Origin of the sequence: Streptomyces sp. NPDC101776 (assembly GCF_044766845.1) — a bacterium.
Taxonomy (GTDB): domain Bacteria; phylum Actinomycetota; class Actinomycetes; order Streptomycetales; family Streptomycetaceae; genus Streptomyces.
On the sequence record NZ_JBIWMV010000037.1, the window covers coordinates 22181 to 49011 of the forward strand.

The 26831-nt window shown below is 71.4% G+C and carries 14 protein-coding genes and 1 pseudogene; 11 read left to right on the forward strand and 4 right to left on the reverse strand.

The annotated features are described in order from the left end of the window. The 6 genes from ACIRRY_RS49730 to ACIRRY_RS49755 all read left to right on the forward strand — a co-directional run bounded on the left by ACIRRY_RS49730 (position 1) and on the right by ACIRRY_RS49755 (position 19352). Positions 1-3825, forward strand: coding sequence for an amino acid adenylation domain-containing protein (locus ACIRRY_RS49730; protein WP_403987105.1), 3825 nt, complete (start codon positions 1-3; stop codon positions 3823-3825). Continuing rightward, positions 3818-9508, forward strand: a complete 5691-nt coding sequence (locus ACIRRY_RS49735; RefSeq protein ID WP_403987107.1) for an amino acid adenylation domain-containing protein — start codon at positions 3818-3820, stop codon at positions 9506-9508. The genes ACIRRY_RS49730 and ACIRRY_RS49735 overlap by 8 nt, the downstream gene beginning before the upstream one ends. Positions 9509-9570: 62 nt before the next feature. Further along, positions 9571-16860 (forward strand): amino acid adenylation domain-containing protein, encoded by a 7290-nt coding sequence (locus ACIRRY_RS49740; RefSeq protein WP_403987109.1) that lies wholly within the window; start codon positions 9571-9573, stop codon positions 16858-16860. A gap of 25 nt (positions 16861-16885) precedes the next feature. Next, positions 16886-17725: a thioesterase II family protein gene (locus ACIRRY_RS49745; protein WP_403987112.1), complete on the forward strand. Its 840-nt coding sequence runs from the start codon at positions 16886-16888 to the stop codon at positions 17723-17725. Positions 17726-17978: 253 nt separating this feature from the next. Next, positions 17979-18428 (forward strand): cysteine dioxygenase, encoded by a 450-nt coding sequence (locus tag ACIRRY_RS49750; protein ID WP_403987137.1) that lies wholly within the window; start codon positions 17979-17981, stop codon positions 18426-18428. 363 nt (positions 18429-18791) lie between these two features. Then, positions 18792-19352 carry a GNAT family N-acetyltransferase gene (locus ACIRRY_RS49755; RefSeq protein WP_403987115.1) on the forward strand — a complete coding sequence of 187 codons (561 nt, stop codon included), beginning with the start codon at positions 18792-18794 and terminating at the stop codon, positions 19350-19352. Here the strand turns inward: ACIRRY_RS49755 and ACIRRY_RS49760 are convergent. From ACIRRY_RS49760 to ACIRRY_RS49770, 3 genes and pseudogenes are all read right to left on the reverse strand, one after another. After that, entirely contained in the window at positions 19298-20098 is an 801-nt protein-coding gene (locus ACIRRY_RS49760) for a transposase (protein WP_403987118.1), read from the reverse strand. The two genes, ACIRRY_RS49755 and ACIRRY_RS49760, sit on opposite strands and share 55 nt — an antisense overlap. Before the next feature lie 183 nt (positions 20099-20281). Then, positions 20282-20854 carry a S1 RNA-binding domain-containing protein gene (locus ACIRRY_RS49765; protein ID WP_403987121.1) on the reverse strand — a complete coding sequence of 191 codons (573 nt, stop codon included), beginning with the start codon at positions 20852-20854 and terminating at the stop codon, positions 20282-20284. A gap of 46 nt (positions 20855-20900) precedes the next feature. Then, positions 20901-21047, reverse strand: a pseudogene (locus ACIRRY_RS49770) (IS630 family transposase); the annotation flags it as partial. 68 nt (positions 21048-21115) lie between these two features. Between ACIRRY_RS49770 and ACIRRY_RS49775 the strand changes: the two are divergent. From ACIRRY_RS49775 to ACIRRY_RS49795, 5 genes are all read left to right on the forward strand, one after another. Then, positions 21116-21424 carry a transposase gene (locus tag ACIRRY_RS49775; protein WP_403987124.1) on the forward strand — a complete coding sequence of 103 codons (309 nt, stop codon included), beginning with the start codon at positions 21116-21118 and terminating at the stop codon, positions 21422-21424. Continuing rightward, positions 21421-22338 (forward strand): IS3 family transposase, encoded by a 918-nt coding sequence (locus ACIRRY_RS49780; RefSeq protein ID WP_403987127.1) that lies wholly within the window; start codon positions 21421-21423, stop codon positions 22336-22338. Before ACIRRY_RS49775 ends, ACIRRY_RS49780 begins: the two co-directional genes overlap by 4 nt. Positions 22339-22458: 120 nt before the next feature. Further along, complete coding sequence (locus tag ACIRRY_RS49785; protein WP_389096723.1) at positions 22459-22671, forward strand: hypothetical protein; 213 nt, start codon at positions 22459-22461, stop codon at positions 22669-22671. Positions 22672-23395: 724 nt separating this feature from the next. Next, positions 23396-25915 carry a DnaB-like helicase C-terminal domain-containing protein gene (locus ACIRRY_RS49790; protein WP_403987140.1) on the forward strand — a complete coding sequence of 840 codons (2520 nt, stop codon included), beginning with the start codon at positions 23396-23398 and terminating at the stop codon, positions 25913-25915. Further along, positions 25915-26487, forward strand: coding sequence for a hypothetical protein (locus ACIRRY_RS49795; RefSeq protein ID WP_403987131.1), 573 nt, complete (start codon positions 25915-25917; stop codon positions 26485-26487). Before ACIRRY_RS49790 ends, ACIRRY_RS49795 begins: the two co-directional genes overlap by 1 nt. A 50-nt stretch (positions 26488-26537) precedes the next feature. Here the strand turns inward: ACIRRY_RS49795 and ACIRRY_RS49800 are convergent. Next, positions 26538-26831: integrase core domain-containing protein (locus tag ACIRRY_RS49800; protein ID WP_403987134.1), on the reverse strand; the 294-nt coding region annotated here is incomplete at its 5' end.

Consider the following 26831-nt stretch of genomic DNA (forward strand, 5'->3'; position numbering starts at 1 on the left):
ATGACCGCGGTCGAACCCGAGCAGATCGAGGGTTACCAGCTTTCGCCCCAGCAGCAGGCGGTGTACTTGCGGGAGGGCGCGCGCAACCGGGCCGAGCGCAGCGTGCGTTGCGCGTCGAGGATCGCCCCGAGCCTGCTGGCCGGGCGGATGGAAGCACTGGTCGCGGGGCACGAGATCCTGCGGACCAGGTACGTGGCCCTTCCCGGGCTGCGGCTGCCCGTCCAGGTGGTCGACGCGGCGGGACCGGTCGACGTCGGGCCCGGACCGCTCGGCAGCACGCTGCTGCGGGCCGGCGAGCTCACGGTGGAACACACCGACAGCCTGGACGGCACACTGCTGCGCCTCGGTCTGCCGCGGCTGGGCGTGGACCGTACGACCTGGAGCCTGATCACCGGGTTCCTGCTCGGCGAGGCGTCCCGGGACACCGCCGCGCAGGACGCGGAGGAACGGCTCCAGTACGCCGATGTGGCCGGCTGGCTCGCCGACGAACTCGCCGCGTCGGATCCCGCCGAGGAGACGGAGGAGACGGCCGGCGCACGGAGCGCACTCCCGTTCCTCGCGCCCGCCCGGCTGTGGAACCCCGACGCCGAGCCCGAGACGCTCACGCTGACGGTCGAGGGCCCCGTGCTCCAGCGGCTGCGCACCGCCGCCCGTGACCTCGACGTGGACGAGGCGGCGTTGCTGCTCGCCGCATGGCGGTCCCTGTACGCGCGCTACACCCACAACAGCGACGACCGGGTCCTGGTGATCACAGACGGGCGCTCCGCGGACGGACTGAGCGCGATGCCGGGCCCGTTCGACCGACCGGTAGTCACGCGTCTGCCCCTCGACCCGGAGGACGCGTACGCGAGCGCCGCGCGTGCCGCGGCCGGGACCCTGCGGGACGCCGCGGCGAAGGAGTGCCACAGCGACCCGCAGACCGCTGTCCGCGCGGACGGCGTTCCCGTACTGTCCTTCCGCCACCAGCAGGATCCCTGGGCCGCGGCCACCGAACCGGGGCTCCTCGACAGGTCCGATGCGCCTGGCACGCTCCACCTGGAGTGTACTGAGGGCCCCGAGAGCCTGTTCCTGACCTTCGCGGGCACCGGCGCGCGGATCGCCCCCGGTGACCTGGTACCGCTCGCCGAGGCGTACGAGCAGCTACTCACCGACGCTCTCGCCGACCCCGGCCGGGCCGCGGGAACGCTCCGCCTGGTCGCCGCCGCCGCGTCCGGCCCGTCGGCCGAACTCGCCGACGAGCAGGAGATGGTGCTGCGACGCTTCCTGGAGCAGGCCGGGCGAACGCCCGATCTGGCCGCCGTACGCAGCGGGGACGAGACGCTGACCTACCGCGAACTGGCCCGGCGGGCCGAGGCGGTCGGTGCCCTGCTGCGCACCCGGGGAGTGCGGGCCGGCGACCGGATCCCCCTGCTGGCCCCGGCATCGGCGGACACGCTGGCCGCCATGCTCGGCATCTGGCTGGCCGGGGCCGCGTTCGCGCCCGTCGACCCGGCGTGGCCCACGGAGCGCATCGAGACCGTGGTCGGCCAACTCGGCTCCGCACCGGTTCTGGTGCCCCGGGCCGCCGCGCAGGTCGCGCTCTCCGTCCCGTCGCTGCCCGTGCCGGACCCCGACGGCCTGCCCGCCGACCTCACGCCGGGCCCGGCTGTGGCCGAGGGCCCCGCGTACGTGATCTTCACCTCGGGTACCTCGGGGCTGCCGAAGGGCGTCGTCGTGGGCCACCGTCAGCTGGCCCACTACGCCGACGCTGCCCTGGACCGATTCGGGCTGCCGGACGGCGCCGGGTTCGCGGCCGTGTCCACCCTGGCCGCGGACCTCTCCTACACGGCCGTGTTCCCCACGCTCGCGAGCGGCGGCTGCGTCCACCTCTTCGACACGGACGTCGCCACCAGCCCGCGGGTGCTCGCCGAGCGGCTGCGCGCCCACCCGGTGGCCGCGATGAAGCTCGTGCCCTCGCATCTCTCCGCACTGCTGGCCGAGGCCGACGACCCGCGGGAGCTGCTCCCGCGCGAGGTGCTGGTGCTCGGCGGCGAGCCGCTGCCGCGCGCGCTGCACGACCGGCTGCGCGAACTCGCCCCGGGGCTGCGGGTGTTCAACCACTACGGGCCCACGGAGACCACCATCGGAGCCTCGTGCCTGCCGCTGGAGGCGGCGGTCGACGAGCGCTGCTCCTCGGTGCCGGTGGGCACCGGCCTCGGGCGGAACACGCTGACCGTCGTCGACGGCGAGGGCAGGCCGCTGCCGCCGTGGTGCCCCGGCGAGGTGCTGATCAGCGGCCCCGGCGTCGCTCTCGGCTACCTGTCCGAACTGGACGAGGGCCGCGCCGGCTTCGGCCGGCCGGGAGACGAGGGCGGCTACCGGTCCGGCGACGTCGGTCGGCTGGTGCCCGGTGTCGGCGTCGAGATCATGGGCCGCCTCGACGACCAGGTCAAACTGCGCGGCTACCGGCTCCAGCTCGGTGAGGTCGAGGCGTTGCTGCACCGGCAGCCCTGCGTGCGCGCCGCGGCCGTGGTCGCGCGTGCCGACGAGAACGGCCTGGTGTCCCACCTCGACGCCTACGTCGTGGGAACCGCCGAGGAGAGCGCCCCGTCGGTCGCGGATCTGCGGACGGCTCTCGGTGGGGAGCTCCCCGCGGCCCTGGTCCCCACCGGATGGCAGGTCCTGGAACGGCTGCCGCTGACCAGCAACGGCAAACTCGACCGGGGGGCCCTGGCGCCGGTGGAGGCGCAGCGCACCCGGGCCGGCCGCCCGCGCGACTCCGTCGAGCAGCGGCTGCTCGTGCTCTGGTCCGAGGTCTTGGGCGTAGACGGCATTTCACCCGAGGACGACTTCTTCGAGCTCGGCGGGCACTCGCTGCGCGCCATCAAGCTGATCTCCCGCACCAACGCCGCCTTCGGCTGCCGGCTTCCGATGTCCTCGATCTTCAAGGCGCGGACCGTCGCCGCCATGGCCGCACTGGTGCGCGGCAGCGACGCGCAGGACTCCAACCTGGTGCCGCTGCGGCACGCCAAGGGCGCCGCCCCCGTCTTCTGCATCCATCCGGGCGGCGGAAGCACGCTCAGCTACTGGGAACTCGCCCGTCTGCTGCCGGCCGACCGGCCCGTGCTCGGCGTCGAGTCCTGGGGGCTGCACGGCAGGCCGCCGCACGTGGACTTCCGCGAGATGGCCGAGAACTACGCGGAGACGATCGCCGCGGCCTGCGACGAGCCCCCGGTGCTCATCGGCTGGTGCTACGGCGGACTGATGGCCCTGGAGACGGCCCGGGCGCTGCGGCGCAAGGGCTGCGAGATCGCCAGTCTGGTGATCGTCGACTGCCCGGCCCCGGGGTACGACGAGGAGGACGAGGCCGGTGAAGCGCCGCAGCCGCTGACCGAGTCGGTCCTCGTCGGCCGCTTCGCCTGGCACTACGAGCTTCAGCTGCCCGACGAGCTGCCCTCGGGACCCGCGGCGTACGAGCTGCTCCTGGAGGCCATGCAGAGCAACGGTCATCTGCCGCCGACCGCCGGCGGGGAAGAGCTGCGCACGTTGTTCGACGTCTACGCGTCGAACATGACCGCGCTGGAAGGGCTCTCCGAGGACACGGACGACAGCACCAGGACTCCCGACCACCCGGTCCTGCTGGTCCGCGCCGAGCCCGCGGGCGAGCCGCAGGACAAGGACCGGACCTGGGGCTGGCGTGCGCTGGTCGGGCCCGGCCTCTCGTTCGCCTCCGTCGACGCGGACCACCACGGCATCATGCGCGCGCCCGAGGTCGGCGAGCTCGCCGAGCTGGTGACGCGGGCCATCGAGGAGCCCACGACACAGGGGCGTGACAACCGTGACTGAACGTCAGCAGCGAGTCCCCGAGCCGTCCGTACTCCGGCTGCCGACGGACCGGGTGCCTTCCGCCGAGCGGCGCCGCGGGACGGAGTCCCTCGGGTTCACCCTGGACCCGGCCACGGCCCGGCGCCTCGACGAGATGAGCGGGGCGCACGGAGCCACCCGCGCCACGACACTCCTCGCCGTCTTCCAGCTCGTCCTGGGCCGGTACGCGGGGGTGCGGGACGTCGGCGTCGACGTACAGGCGCCGTCGGAAGACCGCTCGGACGCCGGAACTCAGGTCGTCAGGGCGCGCTGGGAAGACGGGCAGAGCTTCTCGGACTTCCTGCGACAGATACGCGCGTTCGTACCGGGGGACTTCGAGTCTTCCGACGTGCCGGGCACAGTGCCCCCGTTCCGGACCGAGGACCTGTCCCTGGCCTGGGAGGCGGAGCCGGCCGAGCACTCGGGGTCGGGCGCGCTGCGCGCTACGGCGGAGTACGACGGCGACCTGCTCGACCGCGCGACCGTCGAACGGCTGGCAACGCACTACCTGACCCTGCTCGAATCGGCGCTGGCCTCGCCCGAGGCGCGCATCGCGGACCTGGCGCACACCACGCCCGCGGAGCGTGCGCTGCCGGCCGCATGGGGAACGGAAGGAGGCACGGCCCACGCCGAGAACGTCGTGGCCGCCTTCCAGATCCGGGCCGAGGCCACCCCGGACGCCGTCGCGCTGGTCTACGGCGACGAGACCGTCAGTTACGCCCGGCTCCGGGAGCGCGCCGGGCACGTGGCGCACCTGCTCACCGAGCGCGGCGTCGGACCGGAGAGCGTGGTCGGCCTCGCCATGGAGCGGTCGGCGTCGCTGGTCGTCGCCATGCTCGGCGTCCTCACCGCGGGCGCCGCGTACCTGCCGCTGGACCCGGGACACCCGGAAGCGCGGCTGGCGTTCATGGTGGAGGACAGCGGGGCGTGCCTCGTGCTCGCCGACCGGGACGTCGACTTCGCCGACGCGGTGCCGGTCCTGCGGGCCGACGCACTGCCCGCGCCGCGTGCGAACCTATCCCGGACCACGGGGGAGGCGCCCGCGATCCATCCGGAGCGCCAGGCATGTGTGCTCTACACCTCCGGATCCACCGGCCGGCCCAAGGGCGTCGCGATCACCCACCGCGGGATCGTGCGCCTCGTATGCGACGCCGACTACCTCGGCTTCGGGCCCTCCGACGTCGTGGCGCAGATCGCCAACACCTCCTTCGACGCGGCCACCTGGGAGATCTGGGGCGCGCTGCTGAACGGCTCCCGGATGGTCGGGATCCGCAAGGACGAGGCGCTCACGCCCGACCTGCTGCGGGCCCGTCTCGAAGAGCACGGCGTCACCGCGATGCTGCTCACCACCGCCCTCTTCCACCGGTGCGTGGACACGGCGCCAGCCATGTTCGCCTCGCTGCGCACCCTCTTCTTCGGTGGCGAGGCGGCGGACGCGCGGCGGGTGGCGGCCCTGCGCACGGTCGCGCCCGGGCTGCGGCTGGTGAACGCGTACGGCCCCACCGAGGGCACCACCATCGCCAGCACGTACGACGTCGTGGACATGGCGCCGGACGCGGCCCGTATGCCCATCGGCCGGCCCATCGCCGACACCCGCCTGCATGTGCTCGACCCGTACGGCCGGGAGTCCGGCATCGGCGTGCCCGGCGAGCTGTACATCGGCGGCGCGGGTCTCGCCCGCGGCTACGTCGGACGGCCCGACCTGACCGCTGAGCGGTTCGTGCCGAGCCCGTTCGGCGTGGGTGAGCGCCTGTACCGCACCGGTGACGTGGTGCGCTGGCGCGAGGACGGTGTGCTCGAGTACCTGGGCCGCGCCGACACACAGGTGAAGATCCGGGGCGTGCGCATCGAGCCCGACGAGATCGCCGGAGTGCTCACGACGCACCGGGACGTACGGGCCGCCGTCGTCGACGTGCAGGGCGCGAACGGTTCCGAGCGCCTCGTCGCGTACGTCGTCCCCCGGGGCGAGCGGCGGGCCACGCCGCGCGAACTGCGCGCGTACGTGGCCTCCCGGCTGCCCGAGGCGATGGTGCCCGCCCGGTACGTCACGCTGCCCGAACTGCCGGTCACCCCCAACGGCAAGCTGGACCGCCGCGCCCTGCCCGCGCCGTCGGACGAGGACCGCGTCCAGGCCGAGACGTACGTCGCGCCGCGTGGCGCGACCGAGGAACTCGTCGCGCAGGTCTGGGCCGACCTCTTGGGCGTCCCGAAGATCTCCGCCCACGACGACTTCTTCGCGCTCGGCGGTCACTCCCTCCTCGCGACGCAGGCCGTGACGCGCGTCGCGGCGCGGCTCGGCGTGGAACTCGGCGTCCGCGCCGTCTTCGAGGCACCGACGGTCGAGGGGTTCGCCGCACGCGCCGCGGCGGCCCGCCGCGGGGACACCCACCTGCCCGTCGCCGCCACCGGCGACGGCCCGCACGCGCTGTCCTTCGCCCAACAACGCCTGTGGTTCCTGGACCGGCTTGTGCCGGGCAGCCCCCTGTACAACGTGCCGCTGGTGCTCGCCGTCGAGGGCCCGCTCGACGTGGCCGCGCTCGGCGAGGGACTCCGGGAGCTGGTGCGGCGCCACGCCTCACTGCGCACCCGGCTCGTGGCGGATGGGGACGAGCCGCTCCAGGTGGTCGACGCGGACGCGGAACTCCCCGTCCAGGTCGAGGACCTGCGGCACCTGCCGGAGGCGGTGCGTGAGCGTGAGGCCGACGAACGCGCGCAGCGCGAGGCCGAACAGCCCTTCGACCTGGCCCGGGGGCCGTCGGCCCGGGTCCGCCTGCTGCGGCTCGCCGACGAGCGGCACCTGCTGCTGCTCACGATGCACCACGCCGTGTCCGACGGCTGGTCGGTGGGCGTCCTGATCCGTGACCTTGGCGCGCTGTACGCGGCGGCCCGGGACGGCGCGGCGGCGTCGCTGCCGCCCCTCCCGGTCCAGTACGCGGACTACGCCGCGTGGCAGCGACGCTTCCTCGACGCCGGCGCGCGCGATGAGCAACTCGCGTATTGGAAGGACCGTCTCGCGGGGGCGCCGGCAAGCCTCGACCTGCCGACCGACCGCCCGCGTCCCCCCGCCCCCCGGCACTCGGGGGAGGTGTTCCCGCTGCGGCTGACCCCCGAGCTCACCGAGCGCCTCGGCGAGGTGAGCCGGGCGCACGGCGTGACCCGCTTCATGATGCTCCTGGCTGTGTTCCAGCTCGTCCTGGGCCGGTATGCGGAGGCGCGCGACGTCAGCGTCGGCACACCGGTGTCGGGGCGCACCCGGCCGGAGTTCGAGGAGCTCGTCGGCTTCTTCGTGAACACGCTGGTGCTGCGCACCCGCTGGGAGGACGGGCTCACGTTCGCGGAGTTCCTCACCCAGGTGCGGGAGACCACGCTGGGCGCCTACGAGCATCAGGACGTGCCGTTCGAGCAGATCGTGGAGGCGGTACGGCCGCCACGCGACCCGAGCCGGACGCCGCTGTTCCAGGTGATGCTGGCGATGCAGAACGCGCCGGCGGGCACCACCGCGTTGCCCGGCCTGACGGTGTCACTGCGCGAAGGCACGGGGAAGGTCGCCAAGTTCGACCTGACTGTGGCGTGGGAGGAGGCGTCGCTCGACGCCGGTGAGCTGTGCGGCTCGGTGGAGTACGACATCGACCTCTTCGACCGCGCGACGGTCGAGCGGATGATGCGGCACTACATCACGCTTCTCGACTCCGCGCTCGCCAGGCCGGACGCTCGCCTGACCGACCTGGAGATGATCGGCGCCGAGGAACTCACCGCCCTGGTCGGGCCGGTGGCCGGGGAGCCCCGCCGGCCGGCCGCCACATTGCACGGGCTTGTCGACGCCGCGGCCGCTCGCACGCCGGAGCGCACGGCACTGGTGCAGGGCGACCGGTCGATCGGCTACGCGGAGCTGCGCGAGCGTTCGGACGCCGTGTGCACGTATCTCCGCGCCCGCGGAGTGGGCGCGGGCGACACCGTGGTCGTCCGGATGGACCGCTGCCTGGCGTGGCCCGCCGCACTGCTCGGCGTGCTCAAGACGGGCGCCGCGTACGTCCCCGTCGATCTGGGCACCCCGCCGGAACGCCTCGGTCACGTACTGCGCGACGCGGCGGCCGCCCTGGTCCTCGGGTCGCGCGCGGACGGCGCGCCGCCGGACGTGGCGGTGCCCTTCGCCGCCGTGGAGGACGCCTTCGAGGCCGGGGCCGAGCTGCCCGCCGGGGAGCGTGCCGTGCACCCGGCGGCGACCGCGTACGTCCTCTACACCTCCGGCACGACCGGCCGCCCGAAGGGAGTGTGCGTCAGCCACGCGAACCTCGTGCACACGCTGGAGGCGGTCGCGGAGCGGTACGGACTCGGCGCGGAGGACCGCGTCCTGCAGTTCGCGTCGCTCACCTTCGACGTGGCGGCGGAGGAGCTCTTCGCGAGCCTCGTCCGCGGCGCGACCGTCGTCCTGCTGCCGACGGGGCCCGTGCCGGGCATCGACGAGCTGACGTCCCTCGCCCGGCGCGAACGCCTGTCGGTGGTCAACCTGCCCGGGTCGTACTGGCACGAGTGGGTGTCCGCCCTGGACCGGCACCCGCCGGCGGCGTGCCACGCGCTGCGCCTCGTGGTCGTCGGCAGCGAACGCGTCGATGGCGGCAAGCTCGCCGAGTGGCAGGCCACCGCGCCCGCGCACATCCGCCTGCTCAACGCCTACGGTCCGACCGAGACGACCATCACGGCGACCGTCCACGAGCCGTCGGCCGCCGCGGTGCCCGGGCGTGCGCCGGGCGGCACCGTACCGATCGGCAGGCCGCTGCCCGGGGTGCGCGCCTACGTGCTGGACGCCGCGCTGCGGCCGGTTCCGCAGGGCGTCCCCGGCGACCTGTACATCGCGGGCCCGGGTGTCTCGTACGGCTACCTCGGCGACCCCGGGAGGACCGCCGGGTCCTTCCTGCCCGACCCCTGGGGGCGGCCCGGCGAGCGCATGTACGCCACTCGGGACCGCGCGCGCCGTGGCGCCTACGGTGAACTGGAGTTCCTCGGACGCACCGACGACCAGATCAAGCTGCGCGGCTTCCGTATCGAACTCGGCGAGATCGAGGCTGCCCTGGCCGCGCACCCGGGGGTGCGGGACGCGGCGGCGGTGCTGCGCGAGGACATCCCCGGCCGACCGGAACTCGTGGGGTACGTGGCGCTCGCTGGCGCGACGTCCGAGGCGGAGCTGCGCGCGCACCTGGAGCAGCGGCTGCCGGGCTACATGGTGCCCACCGCGATCGTCACGCTTGACCGGCTGCCGCGCAATGAGCGTGGCAAGACTGACCGGCGCGCCCTGCCGCCCCCCGTTCGCCCGGAGCGGACGACCGCGGTGCCGTCCGCGCCCATGGGCGAGCTGGAGCGCGTGGTCGCCTCCATCTGGCGCGAGATCCTCACCGCCGAGCACGTCGGCGTGGACGACAACTTCTTCGAACTGGGCGGCCACTCGCTTCTCGTCGTGCGGGTGCAGTCGCGGCTGACCGAGACGCTCGGCACGACGGTGCCGATGGTCGACCTGTTCCGGTACCCGACGGTGCGTACCCTCGCCCGGCACCTCGCCGCCGGCGACGGGCCCACGGCGGCCGCGGGCGGGGAAGGGCGCCGCCGCGCCGCCGCCCGTCGGCAGCGGCAGGGTGCTCGGCCGGCGAGGACCAGGAGGCAGACGACATGAGACCGCAGACGCCGCGGACGGATGTGCAGTCACCGATGACGGAACACTTGGAGACAGAAGCGATGAGCGACGAAAACCACCTGCCCGCCGGCGCCGTTGCCGTCGTCGGCATGGCCCTCAGGGTGCCCGGCGCCCGCACGCCGGACGCCTTCTGGCGCAACCTGCGCGATGGCGTGGACAGCATCACGACCCTCTCGGACGAGGAACTGCTCGCCGACGGCGCGGCCCCCGAGGAGATCGCGCACCCGGACCACCGTCCGGCGCTCGGCGTCCTCGACGACATGGAGCGCTTCGACGCGCGGTTCTTCGGGTTCTCCCCGCGTGAGGCCCAGATGCTCGACCCGCAGGCCCGGATCTTCCTGGAGTGCGCCTGGGAGGCCCTGGAGCACGCGGGCCGGCCCTCGGACGCGACCGACGCCGTCACCGGCGTCTACGCCGGCGTGGGGGAGAGCGCCTACCTGCGCCACAACCTCCTGGCCCACGACGGCCTCGTCGAGCGCATCGGTGCCTTCCAGACCTCCATAGGCAACGACAAGGACTTCGTGCCGACCCGGGTCTCGTACAAGCTGAACCTGTGCGGCCCGAGCGTCAGCGTGCAGACCGGCTGTTCCACCTCGTTGGTGGCCGTGCACACCGCGTGTCAGGCCCTGATCGGCGGTGAGTGCGACGTCGCACTCGCCGGCGGTGCGACGGTCGTCCCGCACCGGCGCGGCTACCGGTACGAGGAGGGCGGCGTCCTGTCCGCCGACGGCCGCTGCCGGGCCTTCGACGCCGGCGCGTCCGGCACCGTGCCGGGCAGCGGCGCCGGTGTCGTGGTCCTCAAGCGCCTCGCGGACGCCCTCGCGGACGGCGATGTGATCCACGCCGTGATCCGCGGTTCCGCGATCAACAACGACGGCGCGCGCAAGGTCGGTTTCACCGCCCCGAGCGTCGAGGGACAGGCCGACGTGATCGCGGAGGCGCTCGATGTCGCCGAGGTCGACCCGGCCACCGTCTCGTACGTGGAGGCCCACGGCACCGGCACGCAGCTCGGCGACCCGATCGAGGTGGCCGCCCTCAAGAACGCCTTCGCCGACGCGGGCGCCGCGCACCGCTGCGCCCTCGGCTCGGTGAAGACCAACATCGGTCACCTCGACACCGCCGCGGGCGTCGTCGGCCTGATCAAGACGGTGCTGGCGCTCAAGGCGCGGGAACTCCCGCCGTCCCTCCACTACACCGCGCCGAACCCGCAACTCGGCCTGGAAGAGGGTCCGTTCTACGTCAACGCCGCCCTCACGCCGTGGCAAGGCGACCTGCTGCGCGCGGGTGTCAGCTCCTTCGGGATCGGCGGCACCAACGCCCACGTGATCCTGGAGGAGGCGCCGGAGCGCCCCGCCGCCGGACCGGGGCGCGGCCGGCAGGTGCTGCCTCTCTCGGCCGCCACGCCCACCGCGCTCGACACCGCGGCCGAGGAACTCGCCGCCCATCTGCGCGCACACCCGCAGGAGCGCCTCGACGACGTGGCGTACACGCTCCAGCGCGGACGCTGGACCCTGCCGTACCGGCGCTTCGTCGTGGCCGGCGACACCGAGGAGGCGGCGGAGGCGCTGAGCGTGCCCGCCCCGGCGCGCCCCGCCGAGCCCGAGACGGACCGGGAGCGTGAGGTCGTCTTCGCCTTCCCGGGGCAGGGCGCACAGCGCATCGGCATGGGACTCGCCCTGTACGAGCGCGAGCCGGTCTTCCGGGCGGAGGTCGACCGCGCCGCCGAGATCCTCCTGCCGGTCCTCGGCGAGGACATCCGCCGCCTGCTGTACCCCGGCGAGGCGGAGCGGGAGACCGCTCAGGAGAAGATCCGGCAGACCGAGTACGCACAACCCGCCCTCTTCGTCGTGGAGTACGCCCTCGCCCAGCTGTGGATCTCCTGGGGCATCCGCCCAGCGGCCATGCTCGGGCACAGCCTCGGCGAGTTCGTGGCCGCGTGCCTGGCAGGCGTCATGTCGTACGAGGACGCGCTGCGCCTGGTCGCCGTGCGCGGCCGGCTGATGCAGGGCACGCCCGCCGGTGCGATGGCGGCCGTGCCGCTGCCGGAGGGCGAGGTCACGCCGTTGCTCGGCGCTGATGTGGCCCTGGCCGCGGTGAACGGTCCGCGCGAGTGCGTGGTGTCCGGTCCCTTCGACGCCGTCGCGGCCGTCGAGGAGCGCCTCGCCGAGCGCGGGGTCACCACGAAGCGACTGCGCACCTCGCACGCCTTCCACTCGCGCATGATGGACGACGCCGCCGACGCGTTCGAGGCGGAGGTCGCACGCGTCGCGCTGACGACGCCCCGGATCCCCTTCGTGTCCGATGTGACCGGCGCGTGGATCACGGACGAGGAGGCCACCAGCCCGGCGTACTGGGCCCGCCATCTGCGCTCCACGGTGCGGTTCGCCGACGGCCTGCGCACGGTGTGCCGCCCCGACGCCACACTGCTAGAGGTCGGCCCGGGCCGGGTCCTGACGAGCCTCGTGCGCGGCGCGAACGACCTGCACGGGGCGGTCGCCTCGCTGCCGTCGGCCGGTCCGGACACCGACGCCGAGACGGAGGTGCTGACCGCCGCCGGCGAGCTGTGGCGCCTGGGCGCGCCCCTGGCGTGGGAGACGCTGCACGGCGAGGAGACACCGCTGCGCACCGTCCTCCCGACGTACCCCTTCGAACGCGAGCGGTACTGGGTCGATCCGCCGCGCGGCACCCGCACGGCGCGCGCGAACCCGGACGGCCTGGCGGTGCGCGGCTTCCGCCGGGTGGGCCCGGCGACGCCCGCAGGCGCACGGGGCGGCGCGGCACCGGCCGTCTGGCTGGTGGTCACGGAGCCGGCGGGCGCCCTCGACGGCCTCGCCGAGCGCCTGCGCGGCACGCACCGCCGGGTGATCGAGGTCCCGGCCGACGCCGTTGACACCCAGGACGACTGCGCCCGTGTCCTCACGTCCTCGCTCCCCGCGGACGAGCGGATCGAGGGTGTGGTCCACGCCGCACTGCTCGACACCGGCAACGAGGGCCGCGCCGATGGCGCACCGGAGGAGCTGGAGGCACTGGAGCGGGCTCTCGCGGCACGTGGGGACGACGGCGCGCGGTTCGTCGCCGTGGTGTCCGGCGCGCTCGACGTCACCGGTGAGGAACCGCTCGTGCCCGAAAGGGGCGCGCTGACCGCGTGGGCCCGCGCCGGACGTCCCGGCTCCCGGGTGCTCCTCGACGTGCCCGTACCCGGGACCGCCGCGGCCGCCCGCCGGCTGGCCGCCGCGCTGCTCACGGAGCTCGACGGCACGCCCGAGGAGCCCGTGGTCGCGTTCCGCGGCGGGCACCGCTTCGTGCCGGCGCTGGAGCCCCTGAACACCGCGGCGGGCGCCGACCCCGGCCGGCACGCCGGGGCGCACTACGCGTCGACGGGTGACGAGCGGGTCGCGACCGTGTTCAGCCGGGCCCTGTCGCACGCCGGTGCCACGGTGACCCCGCTGTCCGCGGCTCCGGCCGCACCGTCCACCGTCCTGATACTGCTCGACGCGACGGCCCCGCAGGCCCGTGTGCTGGACGCAGTCGAGCGCGCCGCCACGGCGGTCGCCCAGGCACCCGCGGGCACCGTGCTCGCCTGCGAGGTCCATCTCGTGGGTGGCGACGACTTCGAGCCGTCCCGCTCGACCGTCGCAGCCGTCGTCGAGACGCAGGTCGCGCTGGTGCGCCGCGAGTCCGAGATCCCGTGGACCGGCTTCGTCTGGTCCCGCGCGGACCACGCCACGGCCGAGCGGTGGGCGGCGCGCGTGGTGGGCGCGGTCGCCGGCAGCTGTCAGGCGGTCGTGGAGCCGAGGGCCGACCTCGCGCCGGACTCCGAGCCTGCCGCGCAGGCCGCGACCCCCGAGGGCCGCGCGGACCAAGCCGACGACACCGAGCGCCAGGTCGCCGCGATCTTCTCGGACCTTCTCGGCGTGGCGGACATCGCACCGGACACCAACTTCTTCGAACTCGGCGGCCACTCCCTGCTCGCGGCGCAGTTCGTCGCGCAGGTCCGCACGGTGTGCGGCGTCGAGGTCCCGCTGCGCGCGTTCGTCGGCGAGCCGACGATCCGAGGTCTGGCCGCGGCCGTGCGCGCCGCCCGCGTGGAGGCCGGGGACACCCTGCTGGAAGCGCTGCCGACCGTGGTGCCGGATCCCGCGAACGAGGGCGTGCCCTTCCCGCTGACGGACGTTCAGCAGGCTTACTGGATCGGCCGTACCGGCGTCTTCGACATCGGTAACGTCGGCATGCACGGCTATGAGGAGTTCGACGTCCAGGACCTGGACCTGCCCCGTATGCAGCAGGCGTTCCGCCGGCTCATCCAGCGGCACGGCATGCTCCGCGCCATCGTGCTCCCGCATGGCGAGCAGCAGATCCTGACCGACGTCCCCGACTACGTCATCGAGACGGAGGACCTGCGCGGGCTGCCCGGGAACGAGGCGTACGCGGCGCTAGAGAGCACCCGTGCGGCCATGTCCCACCAGAACTTCGAGGCCGACCGCTGGCCGCTGTTCGAACTGCGCGCCTCGGTCCTGGACGACGACCGCACCCGACTGCACTACAGCATCGACGGCCTGGTCACCGATGCCCGGGCCTCCAACGTCCTGCTGCGTGAACTCGCCCACCTGTACGAGCACCCGAACGTCGAACTGCCCGCGCTGGAACTGTCCTTCCGCGACTACGTGCTGGCGGAGAAGGACCTGGAGTCCTCCGAGCTGTACGGCCGCGCGGAGACCTACTGGAGGGAGCGGATCCCCGTCCTGGCGACCGCCCCGGAGCTGCCGCTGGCCTGCGACCCGCGCACCGTCGAGTCCCCGCGCTTCAAGCGGGTGGAGGGCAAGCTGCCCCGGGAGACCTGGGAGCGCGTGAAGGGATGGGCGTCGCAGCGTGGCATCACCCCCACCGCACTGCTCCTGGCGGCCTACAGCGAGGCGCTGGCCACATGGTCGAAGAACCGCCGCTTCACGCTCAACCTCCCCATGGCGAACCGGCTTCCGCTCCACCCGGAGGTGGACGCCATCGTCGGTGACTTCACCTCGGTCACGCTGCTGGAGGTCGACGCGGCGAGCGAGGCATCGTTCGAGGCGCGTGCCTGCGCCGTGCGGGACCGGCTCATCACCGACATCGACCACCGCGTGTTCAGCGGTGTCCGCGTCATCCGTGAGATGAAGAAGGTGCGCGGTGACGCTGCCGCGGCCATGCCGGTCGTGTTCACCAGCCTCTTCCTCGACCACGGCCAGGACACGCCGATCGGTGAGGTGGCGTACAGCATCTCGCAGACCCCGCAGGTCTGGATCGACGCGCAGGTCTACGAGGTGGACGGCGCGCTCGCGTTCGACATCGACGCGGTCGAACAGCTCTTCCCCGAGGGCCTGGTCGGTTCGATCCACGCGGCCACCCTGGAACTGCTGTGGTGGCTCGCGGGGGACGAGGAGAACTGGAGCCGGCCCGCGCCCCTGCTCGTCCCGCGCGCCGAACTGGCCGAGCGGGAGGCGTACAACCGGACCGAGGGCCCGCTGCCGGCGGGGCTGTTGCACGCGCCGTTCTTCGCCACGGCGGCCCGGACACCCGAGCGCACCGCCGTCGTCACTCCGGGCCGCACGCTCAGCTACGGCGAACTCGCCGCGCGGGCCGGTGGCATTGCCCGGCGTCTGACCGGCCTCGACGTGCGCCCCAACGACCTGGTCGCCGTCGTCATGGAGAAGGGCTGGGAACAGTGCGCCGCCGTCCTCGGCATCCTCGCCGCGGGCGCCGCGTACCTGCCCATCGACCCCGAACTGCCCGACGAGCGCGTCCGGCTCCTGCTCGAACACGGACAGGCCCGCGCGGTCCTCACCCAGTGCCGGGTCGCACAGGGCAGGGAGGACCGCTTCGACGGCGTACAGGCCGTGTTCCGGGTCGATGAACTCCCTCTGGAGGAAGACGCGGCCGACGGTCTGCGGCTGGACGGTCCCGCCACGCCGAGTGATCTCGCGTATGTCATCTTCACCTCGGGTTCGACCGGCCTTCCGAAGGGCGTGATGATCGACCATCGCGGCGCTCTGAACACGGTCGTCGACATCAACGACCGCTTCGGCGTCGGGGCGGACGACCGGGTCCTGGCCCTGTCCTCGCTGAGCTTCGACCTGTCGGTGTACGACGTCTTCGGCCCGCTGGCTGTCGGCGGTTCCGTCGTCATGCCGGACGCGAGCGCGCACCGCGACCCCGCGGCCTGGCTCGATCTGCTGGAAACGGCCCGGGTCACCCTCTGGAACTCCGTGCCGGCGCTGATGGAGCTGCTCGTCGAGCACATGAGTGTGAAGGAGGCGACCAGCACGGCGCTGCGGCTCGTGATGCTCAGCGGTGACTGGCTGCCGGTCACTCTGCCGGACCGCATCCGGCGGACACTCGGTGCCCCCGAGGTCGTCAGCCTCGGCGGCGCGACGGAGGCGTCGATCTGGTCCATCCTCTACCCGATCGGGGAGGTGTCCGCCGACTGGCCGAGCATCCCGTACGGCAGGCCGATGCGGAACCAGACGTTCCATGTCCTTGACGACGCCTTCCGGCCGCGGCCGACCGGGGTGCCGGGCCAGCTCTACATAGGCGGCGTGGGTCTGGCGCAGGGCTATCTGCGCGACGAGGCCAAGACGAAGGCCAGCTTTGTCGTCCACCCGGAGACCGGCCAGCGCCTCTACCGCACCGGAGACCTCGGACGCTTCCTGCCGAGCGGCGACATCGAGTTCCTGGGCCGCGAGGACTTCCAGGTCAAGGTGCAGGGCTACCGCATCGAACTCGGCGAGATCGAGACCGCGATCATGCAGCACCCGGACATCCGGGCAGCGGTGACCGTGGTCCAGGGGGAGCCGCGCGGCGCGAAGCGGCTGGTCGCCTTCGTCGTCCCGCAGACCACGCACGAGGTTCCGCAGGATCTCCGCGACTTCCTCGGTACCAAGCTGCCCCGCTACATGGTGCCGGACGTCTACGTGGAGATCGACGCACTGCCGCTCACCGCGAACGGCAAGGTGGACCGGCGGGCCCTGGTGGTTCCCGAGCAGGCGGTCCATGAGGCCACGCCGCTCTATGAGGCCCCGCGGACGCCGATCGAGGAGGCCATCGCCGAGGTCTGGGCAGGCATGCTCCAGGTCGAGCGCGTCGGCATCCACGACAACTTCTTCGCCCTCGGCGGAGATTCGCTCATGGCCATGCGCGCGGTGGTCCGCCTGCGCAAGGCGCTCGGCACCGAACTGCCCATCCGCGTCCTGTTCGACAGCCAGACGCTGGAGGACACCGCGCTCGTAGTCGAGGACCACATCCTCGCCGCAATCGAGGAACTGACCGAGGAAGAAGCTCAGGCGCTGCTCGCCGACTGAGCCGATCTGTCACGGAGACCTCAACGTGAACCGAACCGCAACCATCCGCGCGACGCGTGCCCACGGCTGGATCGTGGGCGCGCGGCGCCCGGCCGCACCTGCCATCCGTCTCTTCTGCCTCCCGTATGCCGGAGGCGGTGCCTCGGCCTATGCCGCCTGGCCCGCCCTCTTCCCGGACGAAGTCGAAGTGTGCCCCGTCGAACTGCCTGGCCGGCTGACCCGATGGAGCGAGAACGCCTTCGAACGGACCGAACCGCTCGTCGAGGCGCTAGCCACCGCGCTAGAGGGCGAACTCGACCTCCCCTACGCACTGTTCGGGCACAGCATGGGCGCCCTTCTGGCGTTCGAACTGGCCCGCGCGCTTCGCAGGCGCGGCGCCGACGAGCCGCGCGTCCTCTTCGTCTCCGCCGGTCCCGCACCCCAACTGCCGCGCCGGCTGCCGCGGATTCATGACCAGCCGGACGACGTCGTGGTGGCCAGGCTGCGCGACCTGGGCGCCGTCCCGGAGGACGTGTACGCCGAACCGGAGCTGCTCGAACTGCTTATGCCGACGATCCGCGCGGACTTCTCGGTCGTCGAGACGTACACACATCGGCCTGAGCCGCTGCTCGGATGTCCCGTCGTCGTCTTCGCCGGGACGGAGGACCGGGAAGTGCCGCCCGACCAGGTGGCCCCCTGGCACGAGCAGTCGACGGGCGGCTTCACCCAGCACGTCCTGCCCGGCGACCATTTCTTCCTGCACAGCGCGCGGTCCGCGCTGCTGGACACGGTCCGCGCTGCGCTGACCGCCGCAGCCGGTCGACCGTCACAGATCGCGAGAAGCGCGATCAACCCGATTGACCGACCCGAACGAAAGGAACAGTAATGAACGCGATGGAATCCTCCAGCCTGACGCTTGCCCGGTGCTGTGCCCACCTCATGTCCTTTGACGACGGTCCGTTCACAGTTCGCGCCCACACTGCCGCCGTCACCTCGGGCCTCCCGGCCGAGGCCCGGGCCCCGGAGTCTGTGACAGCCGCCAAACCCACTGCGGTTCGGCTGCCGGCGATCCGGGCGGTTGGTGCGTGAGCGACAGCGACGTCCAGATCGCTGGCGACATCCTCGAGGTCCCGCACCTCATGCAGCCTCCACGGGAGCATCCGGTCACTGTCGCCGAGTTCGCCGGCCTGGCCTGCTCCATCGCGGCCGACCGCTCGCAGTGGGAGCACCTCGTGGCGTACGACGCGACCACGCGCTGGAACCACCTGCTGCGCACTGGCCCGGGCTACGAGGCATGGCTGCTGTCCTGGGTGCCGGGTCAGGGCAGCGGGCTGCACGACCACGGTCGTTCTTCCGGTGTGCTGACCGTCCTGGTTGGCACGCTGACCGAGCGGACCGGGCGCGGCACGCGTGCGTTCTCGGCGGGAGCGCAGCGGGTGTTCGCGCCGGGGTACGTACACGAGGTAGCGAACGACACGCTGGAGCCTGCGGCGAGTTTGCATGTCTACTACCCAGGCCTCACCGAGATGCCCATGCACACCTCCGCCAATTGTGCGGCGCACACCGATCCGCGCCCGGTGACTGCCTGACGCGCTGTCGTACCTGCGGCGGTGTCTGACTATTGCGTGGTCTGAACCGGGCCGTGCGGGATACAGACGTCATGGGGTTCGGCACCACCGGGGACCAATCAGCCTCAACTACCCGCGCAGCCGAACTCGCAGGTGCAACGGCGGTGCGGGGTGCGTGCTGGACAGCCCGTAAGGGGTGCCTTGGGGCCTCCGCCGGGTCGTCGCTGCTGCGGCGGCCGTGCCCAGTCAGGTTGACGCGAGCATGGCCCACAGGAGCGTCATGGCGTGGTGGGCGCTCAGCGTGAGAGCACCCAGAAAATCTGGTGAGCCGATGACTACACCGTTACGCTGCCTCGTCCTACAGGATCAGAAAGGTTCCGCACCATGAACGGCAGTACGTTACCGTTTCCCGATCGGATCGAGCTCACAGGGGAAGGGCTCGTCCTGCGTGACTGGACGGAAGTAGACCTGGCCGCGATGCCGGATTTGTTCGATCATCCTGACATCGCGTACTGGACGCCGATGGTCTCACCCTTCGACGAAGCGGCCGCTCGCGCACGGCTGGACCGGGACCGGCGGATGCGGGCGGAGGGCACGACCATCCTGCTCGCCATCACCGTTGACGGCTGCGTGCCGCTCGGCGAGGTGATGCTGCGGCGCGCTCCAGAGGGCACAGAGATTGGCTACGCGGTCGGCCCGGCGTACCGCGGCCAGGGGCTGGCCGCGCGGGCGGTGCGGGTGATGGCCGCATATGCCTTCGAGCAACTGGGCGTGGAACAGGTGATCTTGGAGCTGGAGGCCGAAAACGCTGCCAGCGTCGCCGTGGCCACCAAGGCGGGCTTCAGCCAGCTTGACGTGCCGCTGATTGAGGGGGAGGAGAAGGGACGGCCCTATGCCCTACAGACGTGGGGCCTGCGGCCAACATCGTCAGGCTGTTCAGGGTGACTATCCGCCGCTGGCGAGGGGCGTCCGGTCTTGTTCGGGAGAGCGAGGTGGAGACCCCTGAGCAACGTGCTGGCGGCGGACTGCTCCACAATGGTCTGGAACCGCACGGTCCACAGCGAGAGTGGTGAGGGCCGTGGACTCCTGGCGTGAGCTTCCCCCAGTGCGCAGCTGACCAGGTATGCGGGAAAAACGGGGGTACAGCGCGGGAAACGATCTTCAGACGCCCCGATATAGCCCCTGACCAGCGAGTTCCGTCGGTGCCCCTTTATGACGGGCCACTGCTCGTCCTTCCGGCCGGCGATCCTCGGCTCGTCCCGCTCGGTGGCCTTGCGGCTCGGGACCTGCACGCTCCAGCCGATGCGGTGCAGCAGCAGATCCAGCCCGGCCAGGGTGTACTCGACGCCGAACCCACGACGCGCGACCTCGGCGATCCGGGCCGGCGTCCAGCACTGGTCGCTCCAGCCGCACGCGGCCGGACCGGCTTCCAACACCGCTTCCAGGGAGCGTAGTTGACCCGCATCGAGCTTGCAGCGGGCGCCACCAGGGCCTTTGGAGACCAGCGCCTGGCGGCCTCCCGAGGCCAGGGCCCGGCGCCAGCGGTTCGCCGACATCCGCGTCACCCTGAACCGCCGGGCCACCTCCCCGTCACTGGCCCCTGCCTCGATCAAGTCAGCCGCCGCAAGCCGGACTTGCTCACGCCGATCCCGCTCCTCGGCCGTCAGCCCACCGCCATCGGGATACCTCATCCCTCCGGCATATCGCAGCCCACACCAACCGTCACGACCCCACGTAACCCACACCGTTAAAGATCTCTAGTGCTGTGACCGCCTAGGTTCACCGGGTTGGAGCGGTGCTTCCCCTTGCGCCGAGCGGTCGCTCAGACCCTCAGGAACGCTCGTGCGAGGAACCATCGCGGGAGTGTGAAGGAGTCACCGGTGGTCAGATGAGCTTTGTCGTCGAGAGAGAACCAGCCTGCGTCGCTCTCGGTCGATCTCAGTGACGACGACCGTGACCTCGTCGCCGGCCTGGACGACATCTGACGGACTTTCCACGGGCGTCGATGTGAGCTCTCGCAGGTGGACCAGTCCCTCGATCCCGTCGGTGACCTGGACGAAGACGCCGAACGGCACCAGTTTCGTGACCCGTCCGTGCAGTTTCTGCCCCACCGCAGTGCGGTCGGCGAATGTTTGGAAGGGGTCCGGCTGTGTCGCCCGCAAGGACAGTCTGGCCTCCAGGTTCCATGTGTCGAACTGGAGGAACTCGGCTGAGACGCGCTGTCCGACCTGCACAACGTCGAAGGCGGTTTCGATGCGCCGCCAGGACAGTTCGGGGATCGTGATGAACCCGACGCCGGGGAAGACCGGGTGGTCGGGGCCGTCGTCCAGTGCCACGAACACGCCAAACCGTTCGATCGCTGTGACGGTGCCGGAAAGGATGTCGCCGTAGTGCACTGATTCCAGGAACGCCCAGAGTTCTGGGTTCTCGGACGGTCCGCCCATCATGCTCCCAGCCTTTCACAAGGAGCTGCGCACTCGGCGGGAAGGGCGGTCACGCTGCAGTTTTGAGGGGACGTCCGCCCCAGCGGATGCCCTTCTCGCTGCGGATGCGGGCGCGTTCCTTGCGTTCGGCGGCCAGGACGTCGCGGTGGCGGGCGTTGGCGTTGCGCCAGCGTAGGTAGGCGTGGAGGGCCCGGGTGAGGTTCCCCCGGGATGCGGAGTGTGTTGACAGAGGGTCAGATGGTTCTCATGAGAGGAACATCGACCATGGCCGCCCCCAGAAAGTACTCGCTGGAGTTGCGTGAGCGTGCGGTACGGATGTACCGGACCTCGGACCCGAAGCCGCAGATCAAGAAGCTCGCCGTCGATCTCGGCGTGCATCCCGAGGCCCTGCGCGGCTGGATCCGCCAGGCCGAGGCGGACGCCGGCGAGCGCGACGATCGTCTCACCAGCGACGAACGCGCCGAACTCACGGCCCTACGCAAGGAGAACACCCAGCTCAAGCGGGCCAACGACGTCCTGCGGACGGCCTCGGCGTTTTTCGCGGCGCAGCTCGACCCGACCCGGCCCAGGTGACGGCGCTCGTCGACGAGCATCCCCGCCTGGGAGTCGAGTGCGTACTTCGGGAACTCCGTATCGCTTCCTCCACCTACTACCGCTGGCGCCGCGCGGAGAAAGAACCGTGCGAACGGCGCCGCCTCGACGTCGAGCTGACCGGGCAGATCCGGCAGATCCACGCCGACTCCGGCGGGATCTACGGCTCGCCGCGCGTGCACGCTGTCCTCAGGCGTGAAGGCACCCGTGTCGGCCGCAAGCGGGTCGAACGCCTGATGCGTGAGGCCGATCTGGCGGGCGTCAGCCCGCGCCGGAACGGCTTCACGCGCCGCGATCCCAAGGCCACGCTCGCCCCGGACCTGGTCAACAGGGACTTCACCGCACCGGCGCCGAACCGGTTGTGGGTCACGGACCTGACGATGATCTCCACCGGCGAGGGCCCGCTGTGGCTGTCCGCGATCCGGGATGCGTTCTCGCGGCGGGTGGTGGCCTGGGAGACCTCCGCCCGTGCGGACGCCGATCTGGTGCTGTCCAGTCTGGAGTACGCCCTCGCGTCCCGCGAGGTCGAGCCGGGCAAGCTCGTCCATCACGCTGACCACGGCTGTCAATACGCGTCCATCAAGCTCACAACTCGCTTGGTACGGGCGGGAATTGAGGCGTCCATGGGGTCGGTCGGGGACTCGTACGACAATGCCCTCGCGGAGAATTTGTGGATGCTCGTCAAGACCGAGTGCGTGCGCGGTCGCGTCTTCGCGACGAGGGCAGAGGCGAACCTCGCGCTCTTCGAGTACATCGACGGTTTCTACAACAGCCGGCGCATCCAGAAGCGGCTCGGCTACCTCAGCCCGATCGAGTTCGAGGAGAAGCACTACGCCGAGCGGGCAGCGACCGAACGAGCGACCCTGAAACCCCGTCAACCCCTCCTGACCAGCTGATCAGCACCTCCCGCACAGCGGGGGAACCTCACACAGCGGGGGAACCTCAGCACTGTCGGGCGCGCGTTGCGGATCGAAAATGGGGAGCGGCAGTGTCGCTGTCGGCGTCATCGTGAAGCCATGAGTCGCTGGAAGCTGCACGACAACTGGCACGCCGATCTCCCCGGCCTCACCGCCGAACAACTACGCGAGCGTCGGGACTTCGCTTCCCAGCGTGCTGATCACGCCGCAGCGCGGGGCATGGGCCGCAACCCCAAGGCCGCCCGCGGCTGGCGGGAGATGCTGCGAGCCGTTGAGGATGAACTTCTCAAGCGGGGCGTCGGGGACGCGTAGCGCCGAGCATCCGCGGGCAGGCATCGCGGCCTTCATACGGCGGCGATGCCGACCTCAATGACGGCACGTCGTGGAGTGGCCAGGCGACCGCGGCTGTCCACAACATGAGAACGCATCAGCCCTGAGTCAGGGGCCGGTGGTAGTCGCGGGCGGCGTGACGCAGGGCGGCGGCGATGTTGGTTCGTCCGTCCTGGCGATGGATGCCGATGGCGAGGTTGCGCAGCCAGCGCCGTCCGTCCCTCTGTCCGACCCACTGGCGCCCGGCGCATCCCGGCCCCTGAGAATGACGGTCCGTGCGCCTGAGCGGTACGGCCGTTCCAACCGCAGCTCTGTCCACCAGAACACACCGATCGATCCACCGCCGCGAGGACGGGCACGCCGACGCGCGCGCCGTCGAAGCGCGGCAGTGGCAGCCCGGCATGTACAAGGAGACACCTGACGAGCAGGAGCAAGTGGCACGCGGCTGGGACCGTCTGTTCGTCAGCGGGCGGAGGCCGGGGCCACCGGCCCGGTCTCCGCCCTGTCGTGCAACAGTTCGCTGCCGCTCGCCGGCGAATGCCACACGCTGGCAACGCCCGACAATGGATCCCGTAACTGAGTGATTATTGTGCAGAGGAGTGTGAATCTCTCTAAATTTCATAGTGGATTTTGATATGGTAACGGTGAGTTCGACACTCTGGGAGGGTGAGTGAGCCAGAGTCAGAAGCCGCTGGCCGAGACCGCGATGAACGCGACCGAGGCCCGTACGGAGCTCTTCGCCCTGGTGAAACGCGCCGAGAAGGACGGGGTCTCGATACTGATCCACAAGCGGGATGATCACGCCCTGCTGGTACCGCTGGCCCGGTTCCCGGCAGCCCGGCAGCCCGGCGCGTTCCCGTCCCACGTACTGAGCGCAGCACAGAAGGACTTCGGTGATCTCATCACGCGGGCGGCTCAGGGTGAGCCGCAGGTGCTCCGGCGCAACACCACACCCGTCGCGGTACTGCTCCCCGCCGACACCGACGCGGGTGCTCTTTTGTCCGACACGGCCGTGTACCCGGGCGCGGCGTCCGCAGGAGGTGCGGTGAAAAGCCCACACACTCAGGACCGCGGCAGTGCGCCGCGCAGGCTCGCCACGCTGGGCGATGCCATGGGGTCCGTACTCGCCTCAGGTTCCGCCGGAGGCCCCATGTTCGGGCTGGCCGGGCTGGACGCCGCGACGGGCGGTCTGCAGCCGGGCCGGCTGACGCTCGTGGCTGCCCGCCCGGATGTCGGCGGAAGCCTGCTGGGGCTGGCTGCCGCGCGGCAGACCGCGCTCGTGGACCGACGCACGGTCCTGTACGCGGCGTCGGGACCCAACCGTGACGACATCTTCCGCCGGATCGTCTCCGCGGAGACCGGGGGCGACTACCCGCGCCTGAAGCAGGGCCGCCTCACCGAGCACGAGCAGCAGGTCGCCCGCCAGTTGGTCCAGGCAGGCGACCTGCTGATGATCGACGACGGCAGTGATCTGACCGCCGAGGACATCGCGGAGACCGCACCGCACATGGAGGGCCTGGCCCTCGTCGTCGTGGACCGCCTCCAAGCCGCCCGCAGCGCCCGCCTGCCGCTGTCCGGAGACCGTCTCCCGGACGCCTCCCAGGTCCTGGCCACCCTCGCGCGCACCCTGCACGTGCCGGTCCTCGCCATCGTCGACAGCGACGACCCCACCCTCCTGGGCCTCCTGGACGCCGACATCACACTGACGCTCACGCCGACCGGGGACCCTGCCAAGGTCCAGGTGACGCTCTCCGAGCGTGACTTCGGCGCGATCGGCTCGGCGTACCTGAGCCCCGACCTGCTGCACGCCCGCTTCCTTGACGCCGGCACCGCCCCCGCCGCCCGTACGGCCGGTGACCAACCCCCGCCGCCTCTGGGCAGTGCTGTGGAGCGGGAGTTGGCCGAAGCCGCGCTTCCCTACACATCCGGTGCCCGGCAGGGACTGCCCGCTGCCGTCACCCATGTCCTGGCCGCGCTGCGCACCGCGCTCACCAACGGTGACCAGGACGCCCTGGACGACCTCGGGCCATCGCTCGCCGATATCGCCGCGCCGCCGCCGCACCTGCCGGACACCGACGAGGGACGCCGCCTCACCGCCGCGCTGAACGCCTGCAACACCACCGCGGCCGTCGACGCCACCGAGCAGCCTGTCGCTATTCAGTCCACTGAGGGCAGCGGACCCGTCGCCCCGGACGACGAGGACGACGAGGACGACGAGGACGCCACGGAAGGGGAAGTAGAACTTCAGCCGGGTGATGAGGAAGACGAGCCCGAGACAGCGGTCTTCCCCGCGTTGAAGATCCTCAGGGAAGCGGTCGAGCGCTCGAAGATGCACCCGATCTCGGTCATCCGCAAGGAGGAGCGGGAGAGCGGTCCATGGCCGCTGATCAGTGAGCACATGGACGGCGAGCCCCGCTGGGTCCACCCCGATGTCACCGCCACCCGGGTTCCGTACGTCAGGGCGAACGGAAAGAGCGTCCGGCGCCACAAGCTCGACGTGCCGGACTCCTTCGGCGAGGGCGTGCTGTGCCTGATCGACCGCAACGGCAGCTTCCCCTCCGCCTGTTCGGCCGTTCCCCTCGCCCCGAACAAGCTGCTGCACACCGGGCCGCTCGACGCGTACGACAAGACGACGGCCGGCATCTATCTCATCGACATCCCGGAGTGGAAGCGCCGGGACATGCCGCACCCGCTGGGGCGGATCATCGAGCGGCCCGACGAGCAGGGGCGTGTGTGGGTCACCACCCCGCACCTCAAGCTGCTTGTGAAGCTCGTCAAAGACGAACACATCGCCACGATGCCCACCATCCACGACTCGTGGACCGGGAAGGCCAACGAGTCGCTGTTCAAGCCGTTCTACGAAGCCACCCGGAACGCACGGACCGAGCTCGTCCAAACAGGCGGCGAACCCTACAAGGCGTACAAGACCCGGCTGTCCATCGCGCTGCGCCTGCTGTGGCCCAAGCGGCAGGAACAGCGCTCACCGTTCTGGCGTCCGGACTGGCGCATGAGCATGGTCGCCGAGGCAGAAGTCCGCCACTGGGTCGTGGCCTTCCGGGCCGTCCTGGAAGGCTACGTGCTCCTCGCGCTGCGCAACGTCGACGCGGGTGTCTTCTGGGCGCCCGACGGCACCGCGCCCACCACGTACCGGATCGGGACCGGCTTCGGCGAAGTGAAGGCCAAGTTCCTCCAGCCCGGCGAGATCATCCCCGAAGGTGACGACTGATGGCCGGCCCCACAGGCCGCGGCGACTCCCTGGGCGCCGCTCTCAACGACCTTCTGCACTCCCAGGTCACCCCCCGGCACCGGCTGTCGACCTACACCGCCAGGCACTGGCACGCCCAGCTCAGCCAGCTCACCGCAACCCACCGCGGCCACCAGGCCCTGGACGACGCCGGTCTCGACGTCACCGTCAAGACCCTGGTCAACTGGCTGTCCGATCCCGAGTACAACGTCCGCCGCAGCTACCGCGACCTCATCCACACCGCGTACGAGAACGTCGCGATCGTCCCCGCCGACCCGATCCCGGACCACATCAAGCGGGGCCAGTACGAGATCAGCGGCGTCGTCAGGACCGGGAACGACGAACGCACCCGCGGCACCCGGGACGCCGCGCCCCTGCGGATCGACGCCACCCGGGGCAACTGGGACGAGATCGAGGAACTCTGGCTCGCCGGCGAACTCACCGACGACGAGCTCGAGGACCACTTCGTCGACGACGTCATCGTCGAGGACATCGGCGAAGGCACCGACGGATGGGAGTTCCCCGGCGCCTCGTACTCCGTCGAAGTCCGGTAACAGCGTGCACGAAGCAGGTGAGGCGTCCCCCGGAGTGTGGACACAGGGGTTCATGCTGCGAGTGTGATTCTACGTTCTCTCTGCTGCTGTTCGAACTCGGCAGGTGAGAGGTAGTTGAGGGCGCTGTGGCGCCTGCGGGCGTTGTAATAGGTGAGCCACTGGAAGATCTCCAGCCTCGCCTGACGCATCGTCGAGAACAGCCTCTGGTGCATCGTCTCCCTCTTCAGTCCCTGCCAGAAGGATTCGGCGAGGGCATTGGTGTGTCCAGAAGGTGAATGTGCGGTTCTGATGTAGAAGACGGAAACGAACAGTCGCCATGCTGTTGTGGAGATGAAGGTAGGTCC